Annotated in this window: 23 protein-coding genes; 12 read left to right on the forward strand and 11 right to left on the reverse strand. The window is 66.3% G+C overall.

The genetic code is table 11. The features are described 5' to 3' along the window. Positions 1 to 31: 31 nt before the first annotated feature. From CHINAEXTREME_RS05330 to hisA, 4 genes are all read right to left on the reverse strand, one after another. Entirely contained in the window at positions 32 to 1,144 is a 1,113-nt protein-coding gene (locus CHINAEXTREME_RS05330; protein ID WP_007141443.1) for a pyridoxal-phosphate-dependent aminotransferase family protein, read from the reverse strand. A 221-nt stretch (positions 1,145 to 1,365) separates the two neighbouring features. After that, positions 1,366 to 1,854: a plastocyanin/azurin family copper-binding protein gene (locus tag CHINAEXTREME_RS05335; protein ID WP_007141444.1), complete on the reverse strand. Its 489-nt coding sequence runs from the start codon at positions 1,852 to 1,854 to the stop codon at positions 1,366 to 1,368. Positions 1,855 to 2,024: 170 nt separating this feature from the next. After that, a complete protein-coding gene (locus CHINAEXTREME_RS05340) occupies positions 2,025 to 3,254 on the reverse strand; it encodes an MFS transporter (RefSeq protein ID WP_007141445.1) in 1,230 nt (409 codons plus the stop codon). Positions 3,255 to 3,321: 67 nt separating this feature from the next. Further along, complete coding sequence (gene hisA / locus CHINAEXTREME_RS05345; protein WP_007141446.1) at positions 3,322 to 4,104, reverse strand: 1-(5-phosphoribosyl)-5-[(5-phosphoribosylamino)methylideneamino]imidazole-4-carboxamide isomerase; 783 nt, start codon at positions 4,102 to 4,104, stop codon at positions 3,322 to 3,324. Positions 4,105 to 4,221: 117 nt separating this feature from the next. Between hisA and CHINAEXTREME_RS05350 the strand changes: the two genes are divergently transcribed. The 5 genes from CHINAEXTREME_RS05350 to CHINAEXTREME_RS05375 all read left to right on the forward strand — a co-directional run bounded on the left by CHINAEXTREME_RS05350 (position 4,222) and on the right by CHINAEXTREME_RS05375 (position 10,137). Beyond that, positions 4,222 to 6,099 carry an SLC13 family permease gene (locus CHINAEXTREME_RS05350; RefSeq protein ID WP_007141447.1) on the forward strand — a complete coding sequence of 626 codons (1,878 nt, stop codon included), beginning with the start codon at positions 4,222 to 4,224 and terminating at the stop codon, positions 6,097 to 6,099. 274 nt (positions 6,100 to 6,373) lie between these two features. Continuing rightward, complete coding sequence (locus tag CHINAEXTREME_RS05355; protein ID WP_007141448.1) at positions 6,374 to 6,727, forward strand: hypothetical protein; 354 nt, start codon at positions 6,374 to 6,376, stop codon at positions 6,725 to 6,727. A 237-nt stretch (positions 6,728 to 6,964) separates the two neighbouring features. Then, on the forward strand, positions 6,965 to 8,146 hold the full coding sequence (locus CHINAEXTREME_RS05365; protein WP_007141450.1) for an inorganic phosphate transporter: 1,182 nt from the start codon (positions 6,965 to 6,967) through the stop codon (positions 8,144 to 8,146). Between the two features lie 325 nt (positions 8,147 to 8,471). Further along, positions 8,472 to 9,650: an inorganic phosphate transporter gene (locus CHINAEXTREME_RS05370; protein WP_007141451.1), complete on the forward strand. Its 1,179-nt coding sequence runs from the start codon at positions 8,472 to 8,474 to the stop codon at positions 9,648 to 9,650. A 58-nt stretch (positions 9,651 to 9,708) separates the two neighbouring features. After that, entirely contained in the window at positions 9,709 to 10,137 is a 429-nt protein-coding gene (locus CHINAEXTREME_RS05375) for a universal stress protein (RefSeq protein WP_007141452.1), read from the forward strand. A 24-nt stretch (positions 10,138 to 10,161) separates the two neighbouring features. Here the strand turns inward: CHINAEXTREME_RS05375 and CHINAEXTREME_RS05380 are convergent, their stop codons facing one another. Beyond that, the gene (locus CHINAEXTREME_RS05380) at positions 10,162 to 10,749 is read right to left on the reverse strand and encodes a hypothetical protein (protein ID WP_007141453.1); all 588 of its coding nucleotides are present in this window, start codon (positions 10,747 to 10,749) and stop codon (positions 10,162 to 10,164) included. 337 nt (positions 10,750 to 11,086) lie between these two features. Here CHINAEXTREME_RS05380 and CHINAEXTREME_RS05385 point away from each other — a divergent pair, with 337 nt between their 5' ends. From CHINAEXTREME_RS05385 to CHINAEXTREME_RS05395, 3 genes are all read left to right on the forward strand, one after another. Next, entirely contained in the window at positions 11,087 to 12,334 is a 1,248-nt protein-coding gene (locus tag CHINAEXTREME_RS05385; RefSeq protein WP_007141454.1) for an inorganic phosphate transporter, read from the forward strand. A gap of 156 nt (positions 12,335 to 12,490) precedes the next feature. After that, positions 12,491 to 12,880, forward strand: a complete 390-nt coding sequence (gene fer, locus CHINAEXTREME_RS05390) for a ferredoxin Fer (protein WP_007141455.1) — start codon at positions 12,491 to 12,493, stop codon at positions 12,878 to 12,880. Positions 12,881 to 13,032: 152 nt separating this feature from the next. After that, positions 13,033 to 14,046: an A24 family peptidase C-terminal domain-containing protein gene (locus CHINAEXTREME_RS05395; RefSeq protein WP_007141456.1), complete on the forward strand. Its 1,014-nt coding sequence runs from the start codon at positions 13,033 to 13,035 to the stop codon at positions 14,044 to 14,046. A 2-nt stretch (positions 14,047 to 14,048) separates the two neighbouring features. Here the strand turns inward: CHINAEXTREME_RS05395 and CHINAEXTREME_RS05400 are convergent, their stop codons facing one another. From CHINAEXTREME_RS05400 to CHINAEXTREME_RS05415, 4 genes are all read right to left on the reverse strand, one after another. Next, on the reverse strand, positions 14,049 to 14,306 hold the full coding sequence (locus CHINAEXTREME_RS05400; protein ID WP_007141457.1) for a hypothetical protein: 258 nt from the start codon (positions 14,304 to 14,306) through the stop codon (positions 14,049 to 14,051). A gap of 120 nt (positions 14,307 to 14,426) precedes the next feature. Further along, the gene (locus CHINAEXTREME_RS05405) at positions 14,427 to 15,314 is read right to left on the reverse strand and encodes a winged helix-turn-helix domain-containing protein (RefSeq protein WP_007141458.1); all 888 of its coding nucleotides are present in this window, start codon (positions 15,312 to 15,314) and stop codon (positions 14,427 to 14,429) included. Between the two features lie 71 nt (positions 15,315 to 15,385). Continuing rightward, on the reverse strand, positions 15,386 to 16,603 hold the full coding sequence (locus tag CHINAEXTREME_RS05410) for an MFS transporter (protein WP_007141459.1): 1,218 nt from the start codon (positions 16,601 to 16,603) through the stop codon (positions 15,386 to 15,388). 112 nt (positions 16,604 to 16,715) lie between these two features. Further along, complete coding sequence (locus CHINAEXTREME_RS05415; protein WP_007141460.1) at positions 16,716 to 17,135, reverse strand: HIT family protein; 420 nt, start codon at positions 17,133 to 17,135, stop codon at positions 16,716 to 16,718. Between the two features lie 113 nt (positions 17,136 to 17,248). Between CHINAEXTREME_RS05415 and CHINAEXTREME_RS21785 the strand changes: the two genes are divergently transcribed. After that, positions 17,249 to 17,413 carry a hypothetical protein gene (locus tag CHINAEXTREME_RS21785; protein ID WP_007141461.1) on the forward strand — a complete coding sequence of 55 codons (165 nt, stop codon included), beginning with the start codon at positions 17,249 to 17,251 and terminating at the stop codon, positions 17,411 to 17,413. Positions 17,414 to 17,446: 33 nt separating this feature from the next. Here the strand turns inward: CHINAEXTREME_RS21785 and CHINAEXTREME_RS05420 are convergent, their stop codons facing one another. Further along, positions 17,447 to 18,277 carry a uracil-DNA glycosylase gene (locus tag CHINAEXTREME_RS05420; protein WP_156875534.1) on the reverse strand — a complete coding sequence of 277 codons (831 nt, stop codon included), beginning with the start codon at positions 18,275 to 18,277 and terminating at the stop codon, positions 17,447 to 17,449. 125 nt (positions 18,278 to 18,402) lie between these two features. Here CHINAEXTREME_RS05420 and CHINAEXTREME_RS05425 point away from each other — a divergent pair, with 125 nt between their 5' ends. The 3 genes from CHINAEXTREME_RS05425 to ileS all read left to right on the forward strand — a co-directional run bounded on the left by CHINAEXTREME_RS05425 (position 18,403) and on the right by ileS (position 23,508). Further along, the gene (locus tag CHINAEXTREME_RS05425) at positions 18,403 to 18,633 is read left to right on the forward strand and encodes a hypothetical protein (RefSeq protein ID WP_007141464.1); all 231 of its coding nucleotides are present in this window, start codon (positions 18,403 to 18,405) and stop codon (positions 18,631 to 18,633) included. A gap of 312 nt (positions 18,634 to 18,945) precedes the next feature. Further along, positions 18,946 to 20,202 carry an MFS transporter gene (locus CHINAEXTREME_RS05430; protein WP_007141465.1) on the forward strand — a complete coding sequence of 419 codons (1,257 nt, stop codon included), beginning with the start codon at positions 18,946 to 18,948 and terminating at the stop codon, positions 20,200 to 20,202. Positions 20,203 to 20,295: 93 nt separating this feature from the next. Further along, positions 20,296 to 23,508, forward strand: a complete 3,213-nt coding sequence (gene ileS / locus CHINAEXTREME_RS05435; RefSeq protein ID WP_007141466.1) for an isoleucine--tRNA ligase — start codon at positions 20,296 to 20,298, stop codon at positions 23,506 to 23,508. A gap of 295 nt (positions 23,509 to 23,803) precedes the next feature. Here the strand turns inward: ileS and CHINAEXTREME_RS05440 are convergent, their stop codons facing one another. Next, positions 23,804 to 24,862, reverse strand: coding sequence for a DUF4382 domain-containing protein (locus CHINAEXTREME_RS05440; protein WP_010546397.1), 1,059 nt, complete (start codon positions 24,860 to 24,862; stop codon positions 23,804 to 23,806). Between the last annotated feature and the right edge of the window lie 200 nt (positions 24,863 to 25,062).

Consider the following 25,062-nt stretch of genomic DNA (forward strand, 5'->3'; position numbering starts at 1 on the left):
GAACGAGTGGACGAAGCGTACAGCCGACCGATCAGAGCCCGGCGACGTCCTCGATAGCGTCGGTCAGCGCCTTGATCGACTCGAGGTCGTGTTCGCCCATGTGACCGATACGGAACGTCTTCTCGCCGAGTTCGGAGCCGTACCCGTTCGAGAAGACGTAGTCGTACTGTTCGGAGACGGCTTCGATGGTCTCGGCGACGTCGATTCCCTGCGTGTTCTCGATGCAGCTCACGGTCTGGGACTCGTACCCTTCCTCGGGGAAGGTGTCGAAGTGCTCGCGGGCCCACTCGCGCGTGTACTCGGCCATCTCGCGGTGGCGTTCGTCACGCGCTTCGTGGCCCTCCTCGAGCATGTATTTCATCTGCTTGCGGTAGGCCAGCATGATCGGGATCGCGGGCGTCGAGTGGGTCTGTCCCTTCCGGTCGTAGTAGTCGAGACACCGCTGGAAGCCGCCGTACCACGACGCCGACTCCTTCTCGAGTTCGCGTTCGTAGGCCTCGTCGCTGACGACGCAGATCGCCAGCCCCGGCGGCATGGCGAACGCCTTCTGGCTCGAGGCGAAGATGACGTCGATGTTGTGCTCGTCGATATCGACGTAGTCCCCGCCGAGCGACGACACCGCGTCGACGACGAAGTACGTGTCGGGGTACTCGGCGACGACGTCGCCGATCTCCTCGATCGGGTTCCGGACGCCGGTCGAGGACTCGTTCATGACGGTCGCGACGACGTCGTAGTGCTTGTCGCTGGTTTCGAGGGCCTCGCGGATGTCCTCGGGCTTGATCGCCTGGCCCCAGTCGTACTCGAGCCGGTCGACGTCCTTGCCCAGTCGCTCGGCCACGTTGGCGTGGCGCTCGCTGAAGCTCCCGCAGGTCGGGACGAGGATGTTTTCCTCGACGAGGTTGAGCGTCGACGCTTCCCAGAATTCGGTACCCGACCCGGTCAGCACGATCACGTCGTTGTCGGTGCCGAGGAACTCCTTCGTGTCCTCGACGATGGTCGTGTAGAGGTCGGTCATCCGGTCCATCCGGTGGCCGAACATCGGCTGGCTCATCTCCTCGATGACGTCCTCGCGGACTTCGGTTGGGCCGGGTATGTACAACTTCTTGTCGGGGTAGTCGCCCGTGTACTCGCGTTTGTCGGTCACACAAACCACCTGATACGTTCAACTGCGCGGCGAGAGGGTATGGGAGTTGTGATGGCGACAGTAGCTGCGACGGCGGACCGTCGACCGCGGCCGCTGCGACCGACTCGAGTCCGAAAACCGCCACAACGGGAGCGGAGACGACGCGATCACCGACGGACCGGTAGCTCACGCGATTTCGGGGGCGGGCGAAAAAGCCGCAAAGAACGGGTCGATGTCCGGCGTTATTCGACGACGAGATCCCCGATCATCGTGGTCTCGTGGGGGTTGCAGACGTAGCTGGCCATCTCGCTGCTGGCCGTGAACTCGAGGACCTGGTCCTCGCTGGGCTCGTTGTCCTCTTCGGTCGAGAGGTCGTCGACGACGTCGCCGCCGTCGTCGCGGATCTCGATGTTGTGGGTGGAGCCGTCGGACTCGTTGGGCCAGCCGATCTCGTAGTCCTCGCCCTCCTGCAGGACCAGCGTCGGGTTCTCTTCGCCCTCGATGTCGCTGGGCGCGATGCCCTCCCAGCCGGCGGTCTGGGCGTTGAGCTCGATCATCGTACCGGACTCGATCTCGTACCCGTCGGAACCGCCGTCGTCGTTGCTTCCGTCGTCGTCGTCGCCGCCGTTGCCACCCTCGTCGTCGCTACAGCCAGCGACGAGCGCGGTCGCGGCGGCCGCACCGGTCATCTTCATCGCCGTTCGGCGCGAAATCGCGTTGTCTCGTGTCATCGCTCTGCTGTTAGGGGCGAATACATAAAAATTGCCACCCTCCATCTGTACGTCGACATGCGCACTCATACCACAGTTTACCCCTCGTTTCGCCACGAATGCGCATTGGATGTCAACCGAGACGACAATAGCAGTACGTAACCGAGTTATCGGGCGCGGAACCGATCGGCTCAGGAACCGGTCTTCGGATTCCGGCCACCTGTTGCCCTCTCGAGGGACAGCCGGAGGAAGGCGGGAACTGCGACGATCGCGATCGCGATCTCGAGGCCGCCGACGGCGAGGAAGGCGAGGCCGTAGCCGTAGCTGCCGGCGACGGTGCCGCCGACGAGGAACCCGCCGAGGAAGCCGAGGCTCCCCGCGAGGTTGAACCCGGCCATCGCGACCCCGCGCTCGGCTTCGTCGGCGAGGTCGGTCACGAGCGCCATCGTCGCCGGCGAGACCAGGGCGCCGAGAACGCCGACGATGATCATCGCGACGGCCGCGATCCCCACGGTCGGTGCCGAGCCGACGGCGAGGATGCCGAGCCCGTAACACAGCGAGCCGACGACGATCGGGATCGTTCGCCCGATCCGATCCGAGAGCGCCCCCATCGGGTACTGCAGCAGGGCGAACGGCGCGAAGAAACACGCGAGCAACAGGCCGGTCGCTCCGGCACCGAGCCCGAACGTCTCCTGGAAGTACAGCGTCCCGACCAGTGCGAAGAAGCCGGCGGTCATTCTGTCGACGAAGCCGAACGCGTAGGGGATCGACAGCGTCGGCCGCCGGCGCACGCCCTCGAGCAGCGCCCGGGCGCTACGGCGACGGTCCGGGGAGCGGTCCTCGACGACGGTCACGAGCGCGCCGACACAGAGCAGCAGCGTCGCGGCGGCGACAAGCGGCGCCAGCGCGTGCAGTTCCGTCAACTGCCCGCCGACCGGCGCCCCCAGTGCGGCCCCGAGGCCGATGGCGATCCCGGCCGCGCCCATGTTTCGGCCGTGGCCGCCGCCCAGATCCATCAGCATGGTCATCGTCAGCGAGAACGCGCCGATGGTCGTCGCCCCCTGGAGGACCCGCAACAGGAGGACGCCCTCGAAGGGAATCGACCCGACCGTCGGAACGGCCGCGAGCGTCGCGTAGCCGGCCGCACCGGCGACGGCCCCGGCGACGATGAACGGCGTCCGTCTCCCGACCACGTCGCTCGCCGCCCCCCAGACGCCCACGAAGGCGACGTACGCGCCGAACTCGGCGACGAGGAACCACATGCTCGCGTCGAGCGCGGTCTCGGCGAACGGCGAGGTCGTCGCGTCGGCCCCCAGCGCGTCGACGAGCGTCGCGATCCCCGGATACAGCAACAGCTGTGAGAAGAGCACGGCGAAGACGACCGCGGCGAGGACGAATCGGTCGCGATCTCGCGGGTGCACGACCGCGGGTACGAGCTACGGGCGTAAGAAGGCGTTCGTCTCCGACGAGGGCGGCGGCCCGTCGCGTCTATTCCTCGAGCGCGGCCCGCGCCTCCTCGAGCGTAAACGCCCCCTCGTACAGCGCGCTCCCGACGACGACGGCGGCAGCGCCCGCGTCCTCGAGCGCCCGCACGTCCTCTAAGGTCGCGACGCCGCCGCTGGCGATCACCGGTACGTCGGTCGCCTCGACCAGTTCCCGGACGGGTTCGGTCGCGACGCCCTCGAGTTTCCCCTCGACGTCGACGTTGGTAAAGAGGATCGCCGCGGCTCCGAGGTCCTCGTAGCGTTCGGCGGCCTCGACCGGCGAGATCCCCGCGCCTTCGGTCCAGCCCTCGACGACGACCTCGCCCTCCTTCGCGTCGAGGCTGACGACGACGCTTCCGGGGTGATCGTCGCTGATCTCGGCGACGATCTCGGGGTTCTCGACCGCCGCGGTACCCAGAATGACCCGATCGACGCCGCGCTCGAGGAGGTCGACGGCGTCCGCGGCGGTTCGGATGCCTCCGCCCAGTTGTACCGGGACGTCGACGGCGTCGACGACCGCGTCGATGGCGTCGGCGTTCTCGCGTTCGCCCTCGAACGCGCCGTCCAGATCGATGAGATGTAGCGTTTCCGCGCCCGCGTCGACCCACCGCCGGGCGGCCTCGACCGGATCGCCGTACGTCTTCTCGGTGCCGCGTTCGCCCTGGACGAGCTGGACGACTTCCCCCGATTTCACGTCGACAGCGGGGATGACGTCGAACTCCTCGCCGATGCCCGTGTCCGTGTCCGCGTCCACGTCCACATCCGAACCCGGATCTTCCTGACTCATACTCGAGTGGGCGCGGGCGACGCGAGTAAAGGCGACGATCCCGGAACCGCCATCGGTTCGACACTGTTCGACTTTCGTAGGGAATTATTACATATCCCGCCAGTGTCGAACGAGTCGATGGCGGTTCGTGCTGTCCTGGCTCAGGAAGCGGCCACACGGCCGGAACTGACGACCGACGCCCTGGTCGTCTTCGGCGTCGTCCTCGTCGCCGTGCTCCTGTTTCTCACCGAGCGGCTCCCGATCGACGTCACCGCGATCCTGCTGATCGTCGTCCTCGTCGTGCTCGAGCCCTGGACCGGCGTCGATCCGGCGACCGGCGTCTCGGGCTTCTCGAACGAGGCGACGATCACGGTGCTCGCGATGTTGATCCTGAGCGGCGGGGTCGCCCGGACGGGGCTCGTCCAGGAACTCGGCCGCCGCATGGCGTCTTACGCCGGCGACAGCGTCCGGAAACAGCTGTTCGCGACGACGGTCGTAACCAGCCCCGTCTCCGGCTTTCTCAACAACACGCCGGTCGTCGCCCTGCTCGTCCCCGTCGTCACCGACGTCGCACACCGGGGCAACACCTCGCCCTCGAAGCTCCTCATCCCGCTGTCGTACGCTTCCCAGGTCGGCGGCATGCTGACCCTGATCGGCACGTCGACGAACCTGCTCGCGAGCGACATCAGCGCACGCCTTGGCGACGAGTACCCCGAACTCGGCGCGTTCTCGATGTTCGAGTTCACGCAACTGGGAATCGTCGTCGTGGTCGTCGGCTCGCTGTACCTGATCTTCGTCGGTCACTACCTCCTGCCCGAGCGGGTTCCCGCCCGGGCGAACTACCTCGAGGAGTACGACCTCGGGGACTACGTCGCCGACGTCGCGGTGGTCCCCGGCTCCCCGCTCGTCGGTGAAACCGTCGGCGAGGCCACGGACGCGTTCGGGCCGGACATCGACATCGTCCAGGTGGTTCGGGACGACGACCGCTCGGTCGCACCCCGACGCAAGACCCGCCTCCGGGAGGGGGACGTACTCGTCGTCCGGACCGACCGGGACGCGATCGAGGCTCTCGAGGACGTTCCCGGTGCCGAACTCGTCGGCCGGCTGACCGCCGCATCGGAGCTTTCGAACGGCGGCAGCCCCGGAAGGAACGGCGACCAGGACGGTATCGTCACCGAACTGGTCGTCTCGCTCGACTCCCGACTCGTCGGCGAACGCCTCGATCTCGAGCGCTTCCGCGAGGAGTTCGGCGCCGCCGTCCTCGGTCTCCGCCACCGCGGCGAACTCGTCACCGACCGGATCGTCGGCCGGCGACTCGAGGTCGGCGACACCCTGCTCGTCCAGGCCCCGCCCGACGCACTGGATCGGCTCTCCCGGCGCGACGACGTGATCGTCGCCCGGGAACCGCCCCGGCCCGAGTACCGCGCCGACAAGGCGCCGATCGCCGTCGCCATCATGATCGGCGTCGTGGCCGTCGCAGCGCTTGAGCTCTATCCGATCATGCTGTCGGCGCTTGCGGGCGTGGTCGCGATGGTCGTCACCGGCGTGCTCCACCCGAACGAACTGTACGACGCCGTCGAGTGGGACGTCATTTTCCTGCTTGCAGGCGTGATCCCGCTCGGAATCGCCCTCGAGGGGTCGGGCGCGGCGACCTACATCGCGTGGCTCGTCGTCTCGACGGCGGGGTTCCTGCCGACGCTGGTCGTGCTGTGGCTGTTCTACATCATGACCGGGCTGCTTACGGAGGTCATCAGCAACAACGCGAGCGTCGTCCTCCTGGTTCCTGTCGCGGCGGCCGCCGCGTCTGGGATCGGTGCGAATCCCTTCGCGTTCGTGCTGGCGGTGACGTTCGCGGCGAGCACCGCGTTCCTGGGGCCGATCGGCTACCAGACGAACCTGTTCGTCTACGGTCCCGGCGGCTACCGGTTCGGCGACTACTTCCGGATCGGCGCGCCGCTGCAGTTGTTGCTATCGGTCGTGACCGTGCTCGGGATCGCGTTCTTCTGGGGCGTTTGAACGGGGTTCGCTCGAGGAACGGTTTCACGTCGTGGCGGCACGGCCGCCCGATGGGAGTCGACGACTCCTCTCGTCGAATCACTGGGCCGCCGACCGGCGAGAGATTGCGAGGAACCCGTCCGAGCGATGACCTACATCGCGGGAAGACAGTGACGTCAGCGTCCCAAACTGATTTTACGCGGCACGATGAACTGACACTGCGTCATGTGTGGGGGATCGATCGAACCCGAAGCGGCCTCCGCGATCGAGATCACATCGGAGGGATGACCGAACGATGAACCCGCGTCGCGTCGATGCGATCGTCGACCTCGGTTACGGCGTCCTGATTTTCGTCTCGATCCTCCTGATCGTCTCTGTCGGAACGCTGGTCGGACTCGCGTTCGGACTGGGCGTGCTGATTTCGTACGCGTTACACGTCGGCTGGAAGATGGCCCGGTTCGATCCGGAGTGGATGAGTCGCGCGGTCGAGGAGGCGGTAGAAAAGACGGTCGGCGAACAGGTCGACGCGGTGCAAGAACAGATCGAGACCGTCGATCAGCGGATCGATCGGCGGCCGCGCGAAGAGGAGATCGAGGACCTACTCGAGGAAACGGGGACAGATGAGACGGAAGAAACGTCCGACCGGTGAAACCGGCAGCGTTCGAGGGTCGCCGTTGGGCCCGCGATCGAGCGGGCGACCGGCCCCTGCCCTGGATCGGCGTCCCGCGGGGGGCCGAACGACCGCGACTCGACCGTCCCGGCCGACGCGAGGCGACGCCGGGGAGCACCCCGGGGGCGAGTCGACGAAGCGAACCCGCCGGGCGGGAGCGGTAAAGCCGCCTGCCGTCGGACAGCACGAACACCGGCGTACCTCACCCCTCCACGGATGACTACGACGCTGCTTCTCATCGGAATCCTCGTCGCCGTCTTCGTCGGCTACAACATCGGCGGTGCGACGACCGGCCCCGCGTTCGGGCCCGCCGTCGGTGCCGACGCGATCTCGAAGACCCTGGCCGGCGGGTTGATGACGGTGTTCTTCTTCGTCGGCGCGTGGACGATCGGCCGCCGGGTCGTCGACACCCTCGGCCGGGAACTCGTCACCGATCCCGGCGTCTTCACGCTCGAGTCGAGCGTCGGCGTTCTCTTTTTCATCGGGGTCGCGCTGTTCATCGGGAACTTCTTCGGCGTGCCCGCGTCGACGTCGATGACGGCGGTCGGGTCGATCGCGGGGCTGGGCCTCGCGGCCGGCGAACTCAACTGGGCGGTCATGGGCGAGATCGCGATCTGGTGGATCGTCTCGCCGTTTATCGGCTTCTGGGTCTCGCTGATCATCGGCCGGTACTTCTACGCCTCGCTCAATCGGCGGATCGCGATGGAACGAAGCGAGGGTCCGCTTTTCGAGGTCGATCGCTCCGGCACCGTTCCGACGCCGACCCTGTCCGACACCACGAACGTTCGCGAAGCCGGCGGCGTGGTGATGGTGATCGTGATCGGCTGTCTGATGGCCTACAGTTCGGGCACCTCGAACATCGCGAACGCGGTCGCGCCGCTGGTCGGCAGCGGCGAACTCGAGATGAATCCCGCGATCATCATCGGTTGTTTCGCGGTCGGCATCGGGACGTTCACGATCGCTCGCCGGACCCTCGAGACGATGGGCAACGAACTCACCGAACTCCCGCTGACGGCGGCGATCATCACCGCGACGGTCAGCGCCACGCTGGTCATCTTCCTCTCCGTGATCGGTATCCCCGCGAGTTTCGTCATCATCGCGACGATGAGCATCATCGGCCTCGGCTGGGGTCGAGCGACCCGGCCGGTGACGGTCGGCGACGCCGTCCGCGGCGAGGAGTCGGCGCCGGTTTCGGTCGGTGCGCTGTCAGACGACCGGGAGGGCGAGGAACTCCCGCCGATCGGCGAGGAGGCGGAACCCGAACGGATCCCGAAAGCGTCGGACCTCTTCGATCCGGCGACGACGGCCCGCGTCGTCCTCATGCAGAACGTTGTCCCGGCCATCGCGACGGTCGGCGCGTACCTCACGTTCCAGTTAGTGCCGATCTTCGGGCTCTGATACGGACTGCTGGACGAGAACGATAGCTACGGCGCGCCCGCACACGTGATCGGTTAACGTCGGTAAACCGCAGCGCGATCCGCACGACGCCGGCAACTCATTCGCGTCTTTCGGGTCGACGACGTCCCCGTTCACAGGGACGGCTCCGAACGGGCGAACGGCCCTCGAGTACGTACTCGAGACGTTTCCAGACCCGGGATCGGTCCCCCTGTCGTCGACGAGCGCCCGCCGACGTGGGTGCGGGCGACCGGCATCGCGTTCCTCTCGGACTGATAGTGTACCTGATTCCCATGTTTCTTTACGAACGACGGTATACCATCCGTCGATGGTCGAGACTGTGTTGTTGGTCGGCGTCGCCGCTTCGATTTTCGTCGGGTTCAACATCGGCGGCTCCTCGACGGGAATCACGTGGGGTCCCTCGGTCGGTGCGGGAATCGTCACGAAGACAACCGCCGCGGCGGTGATGACCTTTTTCGTCTTCTTCGGTGGGTGGACCGTCGGCCGGAACGTGATGGAGACGCTCAGCGAGGGGATCATCACGATCGACCTCACGCTGACGGCTGGCGTCGCCGTCCTCTTTTTCATCGGACTGGGAATGCTCGTCGCCAATATCTTCGGCGTCCCCGTCCCGACGTCGATGACGACCGTTGGTGCGATCGCCGGGTTGGGGCTGGCCACGGGCACCCTCAACTACGAGACGGTCGCGGGGATCATCTCGTGGTGGATCGTCACGCCGATCATCGGCCTCTGGATCGGCGTGCTGATCGGTCGCTACATCTACCCCTGGGTCAACCGACGGGTCGACATCGAGAAGTCCGACGGCCCCCTGCTTCGACTCGAGCGACGGGGCCCGCTCCCGACGCCCGCGCTCGGGCCGAACACGACCCGACAGGAACTCGCGACCACGATCGCCGTCTTCGTTATCGGCTGTTACATGGCCTTCAGCGCCGGTGCGAGCAACGTGCCCAACGCCGCCGCGCCGCTGGTCGGCACCGTCGACGGGCTGGGAGCGGACACCGCGATCATCGTCGCCACGCTCGCGATCGGCCTCGGCGGGTTCACCATCGCCCGCCGGACGATGGACTCCGTCGGCGGCGAACTGAGCGACATCCCGCTGCTCGCGGCGCTTTTCGTCATGATCACCGCCTCGACGATCACGACGATCCTCTCGTGGGCCGGCATCCCGATCAGCCTCGTGATGGCGACGGTGATGACGATCGTCGGCATCGGCTGGGGCCGGGCGACCCGCCCCGTGACGGTCCGCGAGGCGGTCACCCGCGACGTGGGTACCACCGAGATCGAACTGGGGGCCATCGTCTCCGAGGAAAAGGTCGGCGAGAACGCCCCCAGGATCGGTCAGCCGGAGTCCGACGAGGTGCTCCGCGGAGACGACCTCTTCAATCCTCGAGCGATCGTCAAGTACGTCTCGATGTGGATCATCGGTCCCTCGATGTCGACGCTCCTGGCATACGGCTTCTTCATCGCTGTACCGGGCGTCGCCTGACGGCCCGCTCCCTACTGGAGAGTGAGGACTTACGTCACTGGGTAACGAACCACTATCTATGATCTCACGCGTTCTCGTCCCGATGGACGACTCGGACCACGCCGAACAGGCTCTCGAGTACGCCCTCGAGAACTACCCCGACGCCGAGATCACCGTGCTTCACGTCGTCGGCGTCCCGTCGATGATGATGGGCGACGCGGTCGGCCTGTCGCTCGCGGACGACCTCGAGGAGGCGGCCGACACCCGGGCGGAACCGGTGATCGAACGCGCCCGCGAGGTCGCGACGGACCGGGACCGCGAGATCGAGACAGTCGTCGGGATCGGCCATCCGGCCCGGAACATTATCGACCGCGCGGACGACTACGACGCGGTCGTCATCGGCAGCCACGGGGAGGACTGGAGGCGGGCAACGCACCGGTTTCTCGTGGGGAACGTCGCCGAAACGGTGTCGAAACGCGCGTCGGTGCCGGTGACGATCGTTCACTGACCGGAGCAGTGACGGGCCCGGCCGCTACGACCCCGTCCCCTCTTCGACCGACTCCTCGACTATTTCTTCGACCTCATCCTCGCTCGGGCGGCGATCGACGCGTTCGCCGACGGCCTCGACCTGTGCCTGTACCTCGTCGACTTGCTCTTCTACGGTTTCGCCGACGGTCTCCTCGACGGTTTCTTCGACCTGCGTTTGTACTTCTTCGACCTGTTTCTCGACGGTTTCCTCGACGGTCTCCTCGACCTGTGCCGTTACTTGGCCGACCTGTTTTTCGACGGTTTCACCGACTGTTTCCTCGACGGTCTGTTCGACAGTCTCGTCGACCTGTTTCTCGACGGTTTCGCCGACGGTTTCCTCGACCTGTGCTTGTACGTCTTCGACCTGGCTCTCGACGGTTTCACCGACCGCCTCTTCGACCGTCCGAGTCATCCAGTCCGGATCGAACCGGGCCATCTTCCAGACGACGTGGATCACGTACGACGCGAACACGCCGATACCGAAGGCGAGTCCGACGTTCGTCTCGAGGACAGCAATCAGCACGATCGAGAGAGCGATCAAGGCACCGTAGGCGAGGTCGACGGCGGCGTCGACACGAACCGGGTTCAACATCGTCGATCGTCACCTGTCGGATTCGACCGCACGGGGGCCGATCGGTGTCCGGCTCGATCGATTCGACCCGGCGACGGCACCGGTTGCTCGCGTCGTACTCTTCGTCTACAGGAATCCCGAACGGCACACATGATGCCGGAACGTAGGGCGGGGCCGATTGAAATCCTTTGGTATGTGCGGTCACGGAGAGTACGTCTCCACCGTCGGCCGTCTTCGTCCTTGCGCTACGGCGCAGGTCCCGGTGTCGGCCGCCGGTCGGTGCTCGAGGGTTCGACTCCAGTTCCCTGCTGTGAGCGAACGGAGCCATTTTTACGGTCCGCTCGCGTGAGTTCCACCTGTGACTGAAGTACTCCTTATCGTAGGGCTTCTGGTTGCGATCTTCGTCGGTTACAATATCGGCGGCGCGACCACGGGACCCGCGTTCGGACCGGCCGTCGGTGCGAACGTCATCACGAAGTTAATGGCAGCCGGGTTGATGTCGATCTTCTTCTTCGTGGGGGCGGTGACGATCGGTCCGGAGGTCGTGACGACCCTCGGGGAGGAGCTCGTCCACTCCACCGAGATCTTCACGCTCCGTTCGAACGTCGCGGTCCTCTTTTTTATCGGGGGTGCGCTGTTCGTCGGCAACTACGCCGGCGTCCCGGCCTCGACGTCGATGACCGCCGTCGGCGCGATCGCGGCACTCGGCCTCGCGACCGGCGAACTCGCCTGGGACGTCCTCGGCGAAATCGTCGTCTGGTGGATCGTCGCGCCGATCCTCGGCTTCTGGGTCGCTGGCGTCGTCGGCCGGTACTTCTACCCGCGGATCAACGCGTGGGTCGCCATCGAGGGGAGCCGCGACGGCGAACGGATGATCTCCGTCGATCGCTCCGGGCTCGTCCCGCGGCTCCAGTTCGGGCCGAACGCCGACCGCCGAGAGATCACCGGTGCGTTCGTCGTCGTCGCGATCGGGTGTCTGATGGCCTTTTCGTCCGGCACGAGCAACATCGCCAACGCGATCGCGCCGATCTACGGCGCCGACGTCGACATGCTGGCGCTGCTCGGGATGGGCAGCTCGAGCGGGCCGGAGATGCTCTACGGGATTGATCCCGACATGCTGGTGTTGATCCTCATCGGGTCGGCGGCCGTCGCGGTCGGCTGTTTCACGATCGCACGACGAACGCTCGATACGCTTGGCAACGACATCACGAACCTCCCGCTGACGGCGGCGATCGTCGTCGCAGTCATCAGTTCGGGGATCGTCATCTTCCTCTCGTCGATCGGAATTCCGGCGAGTTTCGTCGTCATCGCGACGATGAGCATCGTCGGCCTCGGCTGGGGACGAGCAACCCGGACGACGACCATCTCCGAGGCTGCCCGCGGCAAGGAGGAGACCCGCGTCTCGGTCGGCGCGCTTACCGTCGAAGAGGAGGGGGAACGCTCGCCCGAAATCGGCGAGGAGGAACCCGAGGACATCCCGAAGGCGTCGGACCTGTTCGATCCGTCGACGACGGCCCGCGTCATCCTGATGCAGAACGTGGTCCCGCTCCTCTCGACGGTCGGCGCGTACCTCACGTTCCAGTTCGTGCCGATCTTTGGCTTCTGAGCGCGCCGACGTGACCGTTCGCCGCGTGTCATCTAATCACAATCCGTCATTTGGTGTCTGTTGGTAGCTGAGGCCGGTCAAACACCGATTTTGTGTTAAAAACGATTGAAGACTGAACAGCAAGCTATACCAGTGCGGGCCTCGAACCGCCGAATGATGCCCACGGTAGAATACCTCAACTACGAAGTGCTGGACGACCAGGGCTGGGACATGGACGACGACGACCTCTTCGAGCAGGCTGCCGACGCCGACCTCGACGACGAGGACTACGGTAGCCTCGAGGTCAACGAAGGCGAGTACATCCTCGAGGCCGCCGAGGCCCAGGGCTACGACTGGCCCTTCTCCTGCCGTGCAGGTGCCTGTGCGAACTGTGCGGCCATCGTCAAAGAGGGCGAGATCGACATGGACATGCAGCAGATCCTCAGCGACGAGGAGGTCGAGGAGAAGAACGTTCGCCTGACCTGCATCGGCTCCGCCGAGACCGACGAGGTCAAGATCGTCTACAACGCGAAGCACCTCGACTACCTGCAGAACCGCGTCATTTAAACTGACGCGCACCGCTTTTTATCGCTCGCCCGGTCTCGAAGCGGTAGCTCTACCGTTTTCCGTTTTCCGTTCTCGTTCCCGTTCTCGAGTTCGACTCCCCCGCGCCGGCCGAGGCCGAAAGGATAACACCCCCGCGTTCGAGAGTGGGAGACGTGACACTCGCGTTCGTCTCGGCCACCGGTCCGGACCTCCTGCGGCTCGTCGCGCTCCCCGTCTTCGCCTGGGTCGCCATCCGGGACATCGAGACCCGGCGCGTCTCGAGTGGCGTCTGGATCCCGCTCTCGCTGCTCGGGGGCGCTCTGCTCGTCTGGGAGGCTCGCATCGCTCGAGCGGCCGGGGGCTACGCCTGGAGCCACGAGTTCCTCGTCCCGGCGGCGATCAGTCTCGGGCTGGTCGTCCCCATCGCCTACCTGTTCTGGTGGTTCGGCGGTTTCGGCGGGGCCGACGCGAAAGCCCTGCTCGCGCTCGCGCTTCTCTTTCCGACGTTCCCGGCGTATACGATCGGCTCCGTCACCGTTCCGGTCGCGACGACGCCGATCGGGTCGTTTTCGTTTACGATCCTGACGAACGCCGTCCTCGTCACGATACTGATCCCGATCGCGCTCGCGGTCCGGAACGCGGCCGCGGGCCGGATCGCGCCCGTGATGTTCGTCGGCTGGCCCGTTGCCGTCGACCGACTGCCGGAGCGACACGGCCGCCTGCTCGAGACCCCCGAGGGGGTCTCCCGCGGCGGCCTCGATCTGGACGCCCTGCGGATGTATCTCCGGTGGCGCGGGCTCTCGCTCGCGGACCTCCGCGAGAACGGCGACACGCTGCGCGATCCGGCGACCCTCCCCGAGGAACCGAACCCGCCGACCGACGGCGCGGTGACGGCCGAGGTGCGAAGCGACGGCGGGAGCGACGCGACGTTCGCGGCGGAGACGAGTGCCGGCTCCGATGGCGACGGCTACGACGACCCCTGGGGAGCCGACGCCTTCCTCGCGGACATCGAGGGGTCGGCCTACGGGACGACACCCGAAGAGCTCCGCGAGGGACTCGAGGTCGTCGCCGATCCGGGGACGGAGACGGTCTGGATCTCGCCGGGAACGCCGTTCCTGGTGCCGGTGTTTCTGGGGCTCGTCGTCGGCCTGTTCTACGGGGATCTGTTGCTCGGCACGGTGCTGTAAGGTCAGTAAACTAGCCGCTCGTACAGCGGCACCAGCGCCGTCCAGAACAGGACGAAAGCCGCCCCGACGCCGACGACCGCGAGCCAGGCGGTCCCGGACGTGCCGGTTTGCGCACCGGTCGCTTCCGTCGCCGGCGCGCCACTCAGAAGCAGGGCGAAGGTAGTCACGAACAGGACGAGACAGACGACGACGCTGCCGAGCTCGAGGGTTGTGGCGATAGGGTGGCTGCGAAAGCGGGCGACGAGGCTCGCGAGAGGCATCGTATACTCGAAGCTTGCAGCGAGGGGACAAAACGGTCACGGCGGCGGCCGAGATCCGACCGCCCACGCCGGTCCCTGTGGGCCGGGCCGACCGATCGGGTCCGTTACGCGTCCGCTCGGTTATCCCGTCGAGCGGGTCCGTTCCCTCACCGACCCCTCCTCGTCGACGATCAACTCCAGGGTCTCGCCGTCTCGCGTCAGTTCGATCGCCACGGTCCAGGGATCGCGCGACCGGACCGTCGTGAAGCGGTCGGTCATCGCGAACTCGAACTCCCACTGGAACCGTTCCCTGGGGTCGGTTCCGTGCTCGCGGAGGAACGAGACGACCGCCGGGTGCTCGAGGAGGGATTTGCCGACGGAGACGTAGTCGACGTTCCCACAACGTTCGCAGGATCGGTGGAGATAGAGGTCACGCTCCTCCGTGTGGGGGAACGGTGCTTCGGCTGCGGGCACGAACCGGGATTCGATCGCGTGGGCACACGTCGGACAGACGCCGCGGTTGAACGCCAGAAGCTTGTGTCGATCGAACTGGTCCAGCCGCGAGAGCAACGCCTCCTCGTCGTCGACCGACCGCGACGGAATCCTGGTACTCGTGAGATAGAGGTGATCGCAGTCCGGACACTGGACGGTCAGGACACCGTCCTCGTAGGTCGCGGTTACGGCCGCCCCACAGCAGTAACAGTTCAACCCCACGTCGATCGGTGCCGTCGACTCGAGGCGCCGGAAGGTACCGCCCCGAAGCGTCCGGTACAGGGCCATCCCCTCCGGCCGGACCCGGTAGCCGTCCTCGGTTCGCTCCACGAAGTGGCCGACCAGCTTCTGCAGGTGGTAGTTAAACTGGCTGCTCCCGACCTCGTCGAAGCGGTCATACAGCTCCGAGAAGGAAAGCACGGGCGGTGCCCCCTTGCCGTCCCGTTCCTCGTTGAGAACGCGGATGATCCGTGCCCGCGTTTCGTCGCCGACCAGTGCGAACGCGTCCTCGGGTGCGAGATCGTCCCGCTCGGTCATACTGGGGTCCAGTTTCCGCCTCTCCGAAAAAGAACCGGCCCACTTCTCGGTTCCACGATCCCTCCCAGACGTCAGTCCGCAGGAGCCGCGTCGTCGGCCGTCGACGCACCGATCGGCCGAACCGGCGACGTCGAGAGCCAGAGCAGTCCGCCGCCCGCCGCGATAGCGATTCCCGCCGCCGTGAGGAATCGGAGCAAGCCGATCGCGGCCGAGACCTCGCCGGCGGCGATCTTCGCGATACCGGCAGTCACCGAGATCGCCATCGACGCTCCCGAAAGCACGGTCGCGCGTCCCATGTCGTCCAACCGATCGTTGAGGTACTGATCGCGGATCGGCTGAACGATCACGCGAACGCACCGGTTGAGAAACAGGACCGGTACGACGAGCGCCGGAATTCCGATGACGCCGAGAAAGGCGATGCCGTATACGGGGGCGAGTAACGGAAGCACGCCGTCGGCCCCCAGCCGATCGGAGATCCACTCCGTCGTCGAGGCTGCGCCGGCCGCGACGAGCTTGAAACCCGCGTACAGCAATCCCAACCCCGATACGGAGATCCCGACTTCCTCGAGGACGGGTTGCTCGAAGGTCCTGACAACCGAGTACAGCCCGTGAAAGAGGGCCACGTACGCGACGAACCAGCGGAGCTCCGGGCGGCGGGCCTGTACCCGGAGGACGCGGACGGCCTCCCGGACCGACAGAGAGTCGGACGACGGCATCCGGTCGGTTCGAACGTCGCCGACGGATGGCGACGTGAACAGGATCGGGACGCCGAGGGCGGCAAGCACCGCGTTGGCGAGGAACGGACTGTTCCAGCCGATGAAGGCTGCGAGCGTCCCCGCGGCGGCAGCGGTCGCCGCCTCGAAGGTCAACTCGATCGTCATCGCACGGGACCGGTACCGGGTAAACTCGTCGTCGTCGCCGACGGCGGCGAGGAGTTCGTACAGCCACGCGTCGGCCGTTCCCGACCGAAACGCCCACGCGAACGCCCAGAGGACGTGCAACAGGAGATACCCGATCGGCGACTCGACGACGACGTATCCCGCCATGAACGCCACGGAGAGGACGTTGCCGACGGCGAGAGCGGTCCGTCGATCGAGTCGATCCCCCACGTACCCCGTCGGCAGTTCCGCCACGACGACTGCGATCGAGAACGCGCCCATTATCAGCCCGATCTCGTCGAGCCCGAACCCGCGAACCCGCTCGAGGTAGAGGACGCTCAGTGGGAGATAGAAGCCGTTCGATACCGAGAGCCGGTAGGCGTAGAACCGCCAGGTGATCGACCGCACCATCGTCGGCTACCGCTACGCCTATCGGAAAGATGTAATTTTCCGGAATCTGATTTTTGTAACGGGATTTGCTATACGCTATTCGAGTAAACGAACCGAAAAGAAAACGGTCCGGTCAGGTTCGAGACTCGATATCCGCGGCGATGTCGTCGAGTTCGTCGTCCTCGAGGTCGGGGCGGTCGCCCGCGACCGCGTGGATCGGGCCGCCGCCGTCGCCCTCGAACCGGGGGACGATGTGACAGTGGACGTGGGGCACCTCCTGGCCGGCGGCCTCGCCGTTGTTGAACGCGACGGTCGTCGCGTCGGCGTCGACCGCCTCCTCGACCGCCGGGACCATGCGGTGGATCGTCGCGTAGAGATCCTCCGCGACGTCCTCTGGGACGTCGTCCAGCCGTTCGTACTCGTCTTTCGGGATCACCAGCGTGTGCCCGGGCGCGAGCGGGTTCGCGTCCAGGAACGCCAGCGTGGTCTCGTCTTCGTACACGACGCGTGCGGGAATCTCTCCCTCGACGATCTGGCTGAAGATCGTACTCATACGCGAGTGTGTGTCGGCTCGCCGTAAGAAGGTTACCCGCTCGCGTCGGCGGCCTGCCGGCCGAACGCCCCGCGCTCGACACGTTCATTACTGGTCCGCCGGCAACTAGCACCGTGATCGACCGCAGTAAAGCAGCCGTTCGTGCGTTTCTCGAGGCCGAGCGTCGGTTCCACGCGATGGTGCCGGTCCCGGACGTCTACAGCATGCTGTTCGTCCGGACGCTGCTGTGGTTTACGTTCTTCGCACTGCTCTACACGCTGGTCACGGCGGTCGTGTAGGCGGGGACGCTACGGTCTGGCCGCCGTGTCCGTTCAGATGGCCGCCTCGAGGGCGTCCCGGATCGCGGCCCGGTACTCCGCCGGTTCGTAGCCGAGGCGGCCGATCCAGACGTCCTGGTACGAGGGGTGGAACACGGGAACGAGGTGGACGCCCAGCGCGTCGCAGCGAATCGGCTCGAGGACGCTATCGACGAACCCGTCGAGTCGCGGGCCGTCCTCGACGTCCTCGCCCGCCGCTCGTTCCGCCGCTCGTTCCGCCGCTCGTTCCGCCGCTCGTTCCGCCGCTCGTTCCGCCGCTCGTTCCGCCGCTCGTTCCGCCGCGAGCATCGTCTTCGTCGCGTGCTTTCCCGTCGCGAGGACGATCGCCGGGTCGACGACCTCGAGTTCCGTCAACAGGTGTGGCCGGCAGTTCGAACGCTCCTCGGGTGTCGGCTCCCGGTTCGTCGTCTCGTCCGCCGGATCGTGGCTCGCGGTTTCACCGCTCGCCGACTCCGAGGCACCACGCGCCTCGCTCGGGAAACACTTCACCGCGTTCGTGTAGTAGGCATCGTCCCCGAAGCCGACGCGCTCGAGCAGCCGTCTGATCCGCCGGCCGGAGTGACGCGAAGTGTAGGCCTTCCCCGTCCAGTTGCCGCCCTTCCAGCGGTCGGCGTCCGGGTTCCCGTAGCCGGGCGCTTCGCCGACGACGACGATGCTCGCGTCCTCGGGGCCGTTTCCCCACGAGATGCGCTCGCGGGCGTCGACGAGCGCCGGACACCGGGTACAGTCGGGCTCGAGTTCGAGTCCGTGGTCGTCGTCGGGGAACGCCGGGTCGGCCGGACGGCCGCTCCCCCTCGAATCGGGATCGGAATCGCGAGGAGACACGGACGACGCCAGGGGTCGGAGGCGCTTATGCTGGACGGTTCGATCCGGGTGACGATTCCGCCGGAGACGTCGTTCCCCCGTGCGAGGGGATAAATTTACCTTCGCCGAGCGTCTCTGACCGCATAATGTCGTCAGAACTCCTCGTCGAATCGCTGTCCGTACTCCTCTATACCGCCGCCGCGGCGCTGCTCACGGCGGGTGGGACACTCGCGGAGTACACCAGCCTGCAGCACTACGGCTCCGGCGAACTGATGGTCGCACTGTGGCTCGCCGCCATCGGCGGCGTCATGCTCTACGCCGGCGTCTACGGGATCGCTTACCAGAAGGTCCTCGCGCGGGTCGTCGCCCACCGGTAAAGCCCGGACAACGACCGCGAGCCGTACCCGATTTTCCGCACAGCATTCCCCTCGAGCCGCGCCGCCGCTTCGTCCACCCGAGCGTTCCGAGGGGCCGCCGATTCGAGGCTCCCGTGGTGTGGTTCTCCCGACCGGGATCCGGGAGGAACGTCTGGGGGCGCGGGCGCGGTGCGTTTCCGCCGCTCTCGGGCGACCCGCGGCCCGGGGAGTCTGGAACTTGGATCGGCGAACGCGAACGCGAACGCGAACGAGAATGCGAACTTCCGCCACCGGTGCATACAATGCGGTCGGAGCGCGAGTACCGACGCATCGATGTCGACGCCGATACCGACACACGTCGCCGACCGGGCCAGGCGACTTCGGCGCCTCGGGGCCGAACTCTGGAGCGAGGGCCGGGGTCCGATCCTCGTCGCCGTCGCCGGCGGCTGGTTCCTCTCGCTCGGGGTCCGGATGATCTACCCCGCCGTCTTGCCCCAACTGCGGGCCGCCTACGGTCTCGACCTGACGCGGTCGGGACTGCTCATCACCGCGCTCTGGGTGGCGTACGCGCTCGGACAGCTCCCCGGCGGTGTCCTCGACGATCGGATCGGCGGCGGCCGCGTCCTCGTCGCGAGTACCGGCGTCTCGGCGGTCGCGCTGACGTTCGTCGTCGTCGCGGGCTCGGTCCCGGTACTGTTCGCAGCGACGATCCTGTTCGGCTTCGCGACCGCGCTGTACGGCGTCGCCCGGTTTACGATCCTCACGACGAACTACCCCGACCACGGTGGGACCGCGATCGGGCTGACGATGGCCGCGGGCGATCTCGGCAACACCCTCCTGCCGCCGCTTGCCGGCGCGCTCGCGGTCGCGCTCGCCTGGGAACTGGGCTTTGCCGCCGCGATCCCGCTGTTTCTCCTCGCGACCGTCGGCATCCACCTCACCGTGCCGGGCGACGGCTCGAGCGGCGGGACCGCGTCGGCCTCGAACGGGAGCGGGCCCGGTTTCCTCGAGACCCTTCGCAGGATCGGCGGTGCCCTGCGAGGGCGGGCGGTCCTGACCGTCGCGGGGGTTCAGACGCTCGGGTACTGCGTCTGGCAGGCGTTCACGGGCTTTTACCCCACGTATCTCGTCGAGGCGAAGGGGATCGCGCCGACGACCGCGACGGTCCTGTTCGGCGGCTTCTTCGCGCTCGGGACGCTCGTGAAGCCGCTGGCCGGATCAGCGTACGACGCCCGCGGAATGCGCCGCTCGCTGCCGGTCGTCCTCCTCGCGATCACGGCCGCGATGGCGTTGCTTCCGCTCGTCGAGGGGATCGCCGCGTTGACTGCCGTCACCGCGCTCGCCAGCGGCGTCCTCGGATACGGGACGATCACGCTCACCTACCTCACGAACGCGCTCCCCGAGGACGTCCAGGGGACCGGCCTGGGATCGTTGCGGACCGGTTACATGCTGATCGGGGCCGGGAGTCCGACGGTCGTGGGGGCGCTGGCGGACGCCGGTTACTTCGACGAGGCGTTTCTCCTGCTGGCGGCCGTCGCCGGGGTGGCGCTTGCACTCTCGCTTTCGGTCCCGTCGACGGGGTCCGCCTGACGGCTGCCGCGGTGGCGATCGCGGCGAGCACACGTGCCACTCGAGAACGCACGGACCGATTCTCCTTTAGTCTCGGAGCGAATCACGTCACCTATGAGCAGATTCGGCGAGGTCGACGACCAGTACGATCCGCACGCCTTGGAGCAGCGGGTCTTCGACTACTGGGACGACGTCGACGCCTACGAGCAGACGGTCGAGCACCGCTCCGACGGTGAATCGTTCTTCTTCGTCGACGGGCCGCCGTACACCTCCGGGTCGGCCCACATGGGGACCACCTGGAACAAGACGCTGAAGGACGTCTACCTCCGGTTCTTCCGGATGCAGGGGTACGACGTCACCGACCGGCCCGGCTACGACATGCACGGGCTCCCCATCGAGACCCGCGTCGAGGAGCAACTCGGGTTCGAGAACAAGAAGGACATCGAGGAGTACGGCGAGGAGAACTTCATCGAGGCCTGCAAGGAGTACGCCGAGGAGCAACTCGAGGGCCTGCAGGAGGACTTCCAGGACTTCGGCGTCTGGATGGACTGGTCGGACCCCTACAAGACGGTCCGGCCGGAGTACATGGAGGCCGCCTGGTGGGGCTTTGCGAAGGCTGCCGAACGGGGCCTGGTCGAGAAGGGCCACCGTTCGATCTCGCAGTGTCCCCGGTGTGAGACGGCCATCGCGAACAACGAAGTCGAGTACGAGGACGTCGAGGACCCCTCGATCTACGTCAAATTCGACCTCGCCGATCGCGAGGGATCGATCGTCATCTGGACGACCACGCCCTGGACGATCCCCGCGAACACCTTCGTCGCCGTCGACGAGGAGGGCGACTACGTCGGCGTCCGCGCGGAGAAAGACGGTGAGGCGGAACTGCTGTACGTCGCCGAGGCCAAACACGAGGAGGTCCTCAAAGAAGGTCGGTACGAGGACTACGAGATCGTCGAGGAACTGACCGGCGAGGAACTGATCGGCTGGTCGTACGACCACCCGCTCGCCGAGGAGGTCCCCGACCACCCCGACCACGAGGGCGCGGGCGAGGTCTACGCCGCCGACTACGTCGACACGGGCGGCGACGGTACAGGGCTCGTTCACTCCGCACCGGGCCACGGTGAGGAGGACTTCGAGCGCGGCCGCGAACTCGGCTTCCCCATCTTCTGTCCCGTCGGCGGCGACGGCGTCTACACCGACGAGGCCGGCAAGTACGAGGGCCAGTTCGTCAAAGAGGCCGACGACGAGATCATCGCCGACCTCGAGGACAACGGCGCGTTGCTCGCGTCGAGCACCGTCCACCACAGCTACGGCCACTGCTGGCGCTGTGACACGGGCATCATCCAGATCGTCACCGACCAGTGGTTCATCACGATCACGGACGTCAAGGACGAACTCTTGGAGAACATCGAGGACAGCCAGTGGCACCCCGACTGGGCCCGGGACAACCGCTTCCGTGACTTCGTCGAGGAAGCGCCGGACTGGAACGTCTCCCGGCAGCGCTACTGGGGCATCCCGCTCCCCGTCTGGACGCCCGAGGACCGTGACGACGACGAGGACCGGATCGTCGTCAGCGACCGCGAGGAACTCGCCGAACGGGTCGACCAGGACGTCGACCCCGACGAGGTCGACCTCCACAAGGACACCGTCGACGACCTGACGATCACCGAGGACGGCACGACCTACACCCGCGTTCCCGACGTCTTCGACGTCTGGCTCGACTCCTCCGTGGCGTCGTGGGGCACGCTCGACTTCCCCGAAGACGACAGCAAGTTCGACGAACTCTGGCCCGCGGACTTCATCCTCGAGGCCCACGACCAGACGCGTGGCTGGTTCTGGTCCCAGCTCGGAATGGGAACGGCGGCGCTCGGCGAGATCCCCTACGAGGAGGTCCTGATGCACGGCCACGCGCTGATGCCCGACGGCCGCGCGATGAGCAAGTCCAAGGACATCCTCATCGACCCCCACGAGGCGATCGACCGCCACGGCCGGGACGTCATGCGGCTGTTCCTCCTCTCTAACAACCCGCAGGGCGACGACATGCGGTTCTCCTGGGACGGCATGCAGACGATGGAGGACCACCTCCGGACGCTGTGGAACGTCTTCCGGTTCCCGCTGCCGTACATGCGCCTGGACGACTTCGATCCCCAGGAGACGACCCTGGAAGACGTGGACGAGGACCTCGAACTCGTCGACGAGTGGGTGCTCGCCCGGCTGCAGTCCACGAAGGCCGAGATGACCGAGCACTTCGATGACCGCCGCCAGGACAAGGCCGTCGACGCCCTCCTCGAGTTCGTCGTCGAGGACGTCTCGCGGTTCTACGTCCAGGCCGTCCGCGAGCGCATGTGGGAGGAAGACGACAGCGCCTCCAAGGAGGCCGCCTACGCGACGATCTACCGCGTGTTGCGGGAGACGGTCGCCCTGCTCGCGCCGTACGCGCCGTTCATCACCGACGAGATCTACGGCACGCTGACCGGCGACGCCGGATACGACACTGTCCACATGGAAGACTGGCCCGAGATCGAGGAGGACTGGGTCGACGAACAACTCGAGGAAGACGTCGCCTTCCTGCGGGCGATCGAGGAAGCGGGTGCGAACGCCCGCCAGCAGGCCGGTCGCAAGCTTCGCTGGCCCGTTCCGCGAGTCGTCGTCGCGGCCGACGACGACCGCGCTGCCGAAGCGGTCGAGCGCCACACCGATCTGCTCGCCGAACGGCTCAACGCCCGCGAGATCGAACTCGTCTCCGCGGAGGACCGCTGGGAGGAGCTCCAGTACAGCGCCGAGGCGGACATGAGCGAACTCGGCCCCGCCTTCGGCGATCGCGCCGGACGGGTGATGAACGCACTCAACGAGGCCCGGATCGACGAGCCTGACCTCGACCTGCTCGAGGACGCGGTCTCCGACGTCCTCGAGGAGGGCGAGTCGATCACCGAGGAAATGGTCTCGTTCGTCACCGAGACGCCCGACGACATCGCGGGAACCGCGTTCGGGCTGAACGGCGACGACCGCGGCGTCGCCTACGTCGACGCCTCGCTGACCGAGGACATCGAGAGCGAGGGCTACGCCCGCGAGGTCATCCGCCGCGTCCAGGAGATGCGCAAGGACCTCGAACTCGACGTCGAGGAACGGATCGCGCTGGACCTCGAGATCGACGACGACCGCGTCGCCGACCTGGTTGCCGAGCGCGAGGATCTGATCCGCGAGGAGGTCCGTGCGGACGAACTCCGCGCGGTCGAGGACGGCGACGGCCACCGCAAGGAGTGGGATGTCGACGGCGTGACGATGGAAATCGCGGTCGAGCCGCTGGCGGCTGCCGAGGCGTCGGACTGATACTGATCGTCGTCGAGTGAACCGCTGCGGCTTTTTTGGTCCAGATTTTTGCGCCGAGCGGTTCGCTCGCAGAGCGAACCCGAGGCGGAAAAAGGTGGATGCCGAGATCGCGGTCGAGCCGCTGGCGGCTGCCGAGGCGTCGGACTGAGACTGTTCGTCGTCGAGTGACCCGCTGCGGCTTTTTTGGTCCAGATTTTTGCGCCGAGCGGTTCGCTCGCAGAGCGAATCCGTCGAGAAACGCTCGAGTGCCGATGTGGTTACGGCGTTTGGCTTGCGAGACTCGGGGCGACTGACGTCAGGTCCCGTCGGTCTCTTCGTTCTCGCCGTCTCCCGTCTCCGATTCGTTTCCTTTTTCGTCGCCTTCCCCGCCTTCGTCGGTTTCCTTGTCTTCCTCGTCTTCGTTGTCTTCGTCGTCCTGGTCGCCCTCGTCGTCGCCGTCGGTTTCGTCCGCGGCTTCTTCGTCGCCGTCTTCGGCCTCGGACTCGCCGCCTTCGGGTACCTCTTCGACCTCGACGTCCTCGCCCTTGACTCCGCTCTTCGAGATCACGGGCGTGAGGTTGTAGTCGTTCCCCTGCCCGCGCTTGACCACGTTGATGTCGAACACGAAGTCGACGGACTCGCCGGCCCGAACTTCGAACGGCTTGGTGAGCTGTAGTTTCTCGGACGGGACCTTCACGGTGGCTTCGGCGCCGTCGACGATCCCTTCGACGTCCGCGACGTGGAGTTCGATCTTTTGATAGGTCCCTTCCGACAGGTCGAGTTCGCCGACCGGCATCGCTTTGTCGCCGACGACCTGCGTCAGATCTACGGTCGCGCCCTCGAGGTCGACGACGTAGAACCCGCGCTCCTCCTCGTCGTCTTCCTTTTCATTTTCATTTTCATTTTCCTTTTCCGCTTTCTCGTCGTCCGCGTCCTCGGTGTCGTCTTTCTCCGTGTCGCTTTCTTCCTCCTCGCCGTCCGCAGTATCGTCTTCCTCTTCTTTCTCGTCGTCCACCTCTTCCTCGTCGCGTTCGTCTTCTTCGTTTGCGTCGTCACCTTCCTGTTCTTCCTCTTTTGCGTCCTCGGCCTCGCCATCGAAGATACGGGCGCTGTCGAGGGTGACGTCCAGTCTGTCGAAGTCCCCGATGTCGGCCGGCATGTCGCTGATGAGCAACCGGAAGGTCCCCGTGGAGTCGTCGGTATCGCCGTCGTCGCTGTCGCCGTCGGCCGACTCGCTTCCCGAGTCCGAGCTACAACCGGCGAGTAGCGTCGCACTCACGCCTCCGCCGGCGGCGAGAAACGTCCGGCGGTCGACGCCGTGATCGAACGACCAGTCGGCTCGATCGCGATTCGGGTTCGACTGCTTTTCGGTCATGATCGTCACGTTTCACGGCGGGGAAAAAGGAACGACGATCGTTCGGTCGCTTTCGCCGGGTAGAACGGTTCAAGATCGTTTTTAGGGCACTGATAGCGGCCGTCCCCCTCTCCTCGAGTTTCGGGTCTCGTGGTCACTCGGCCGGAAAACCGGGATAACTGCGCGACTCCCGATCGGATCCGGGAATGCCGGTCCTTTCG

This window comes from Halobiforma lacisalsi AJ5 (assembly GCF_000226975.2).
Lineage (GTDB): Archaea > Halobacteriota > Halobacteria > Halobacteriales > Natrialbaceae > Natronobacterium > Natronobacterium lacisalsi.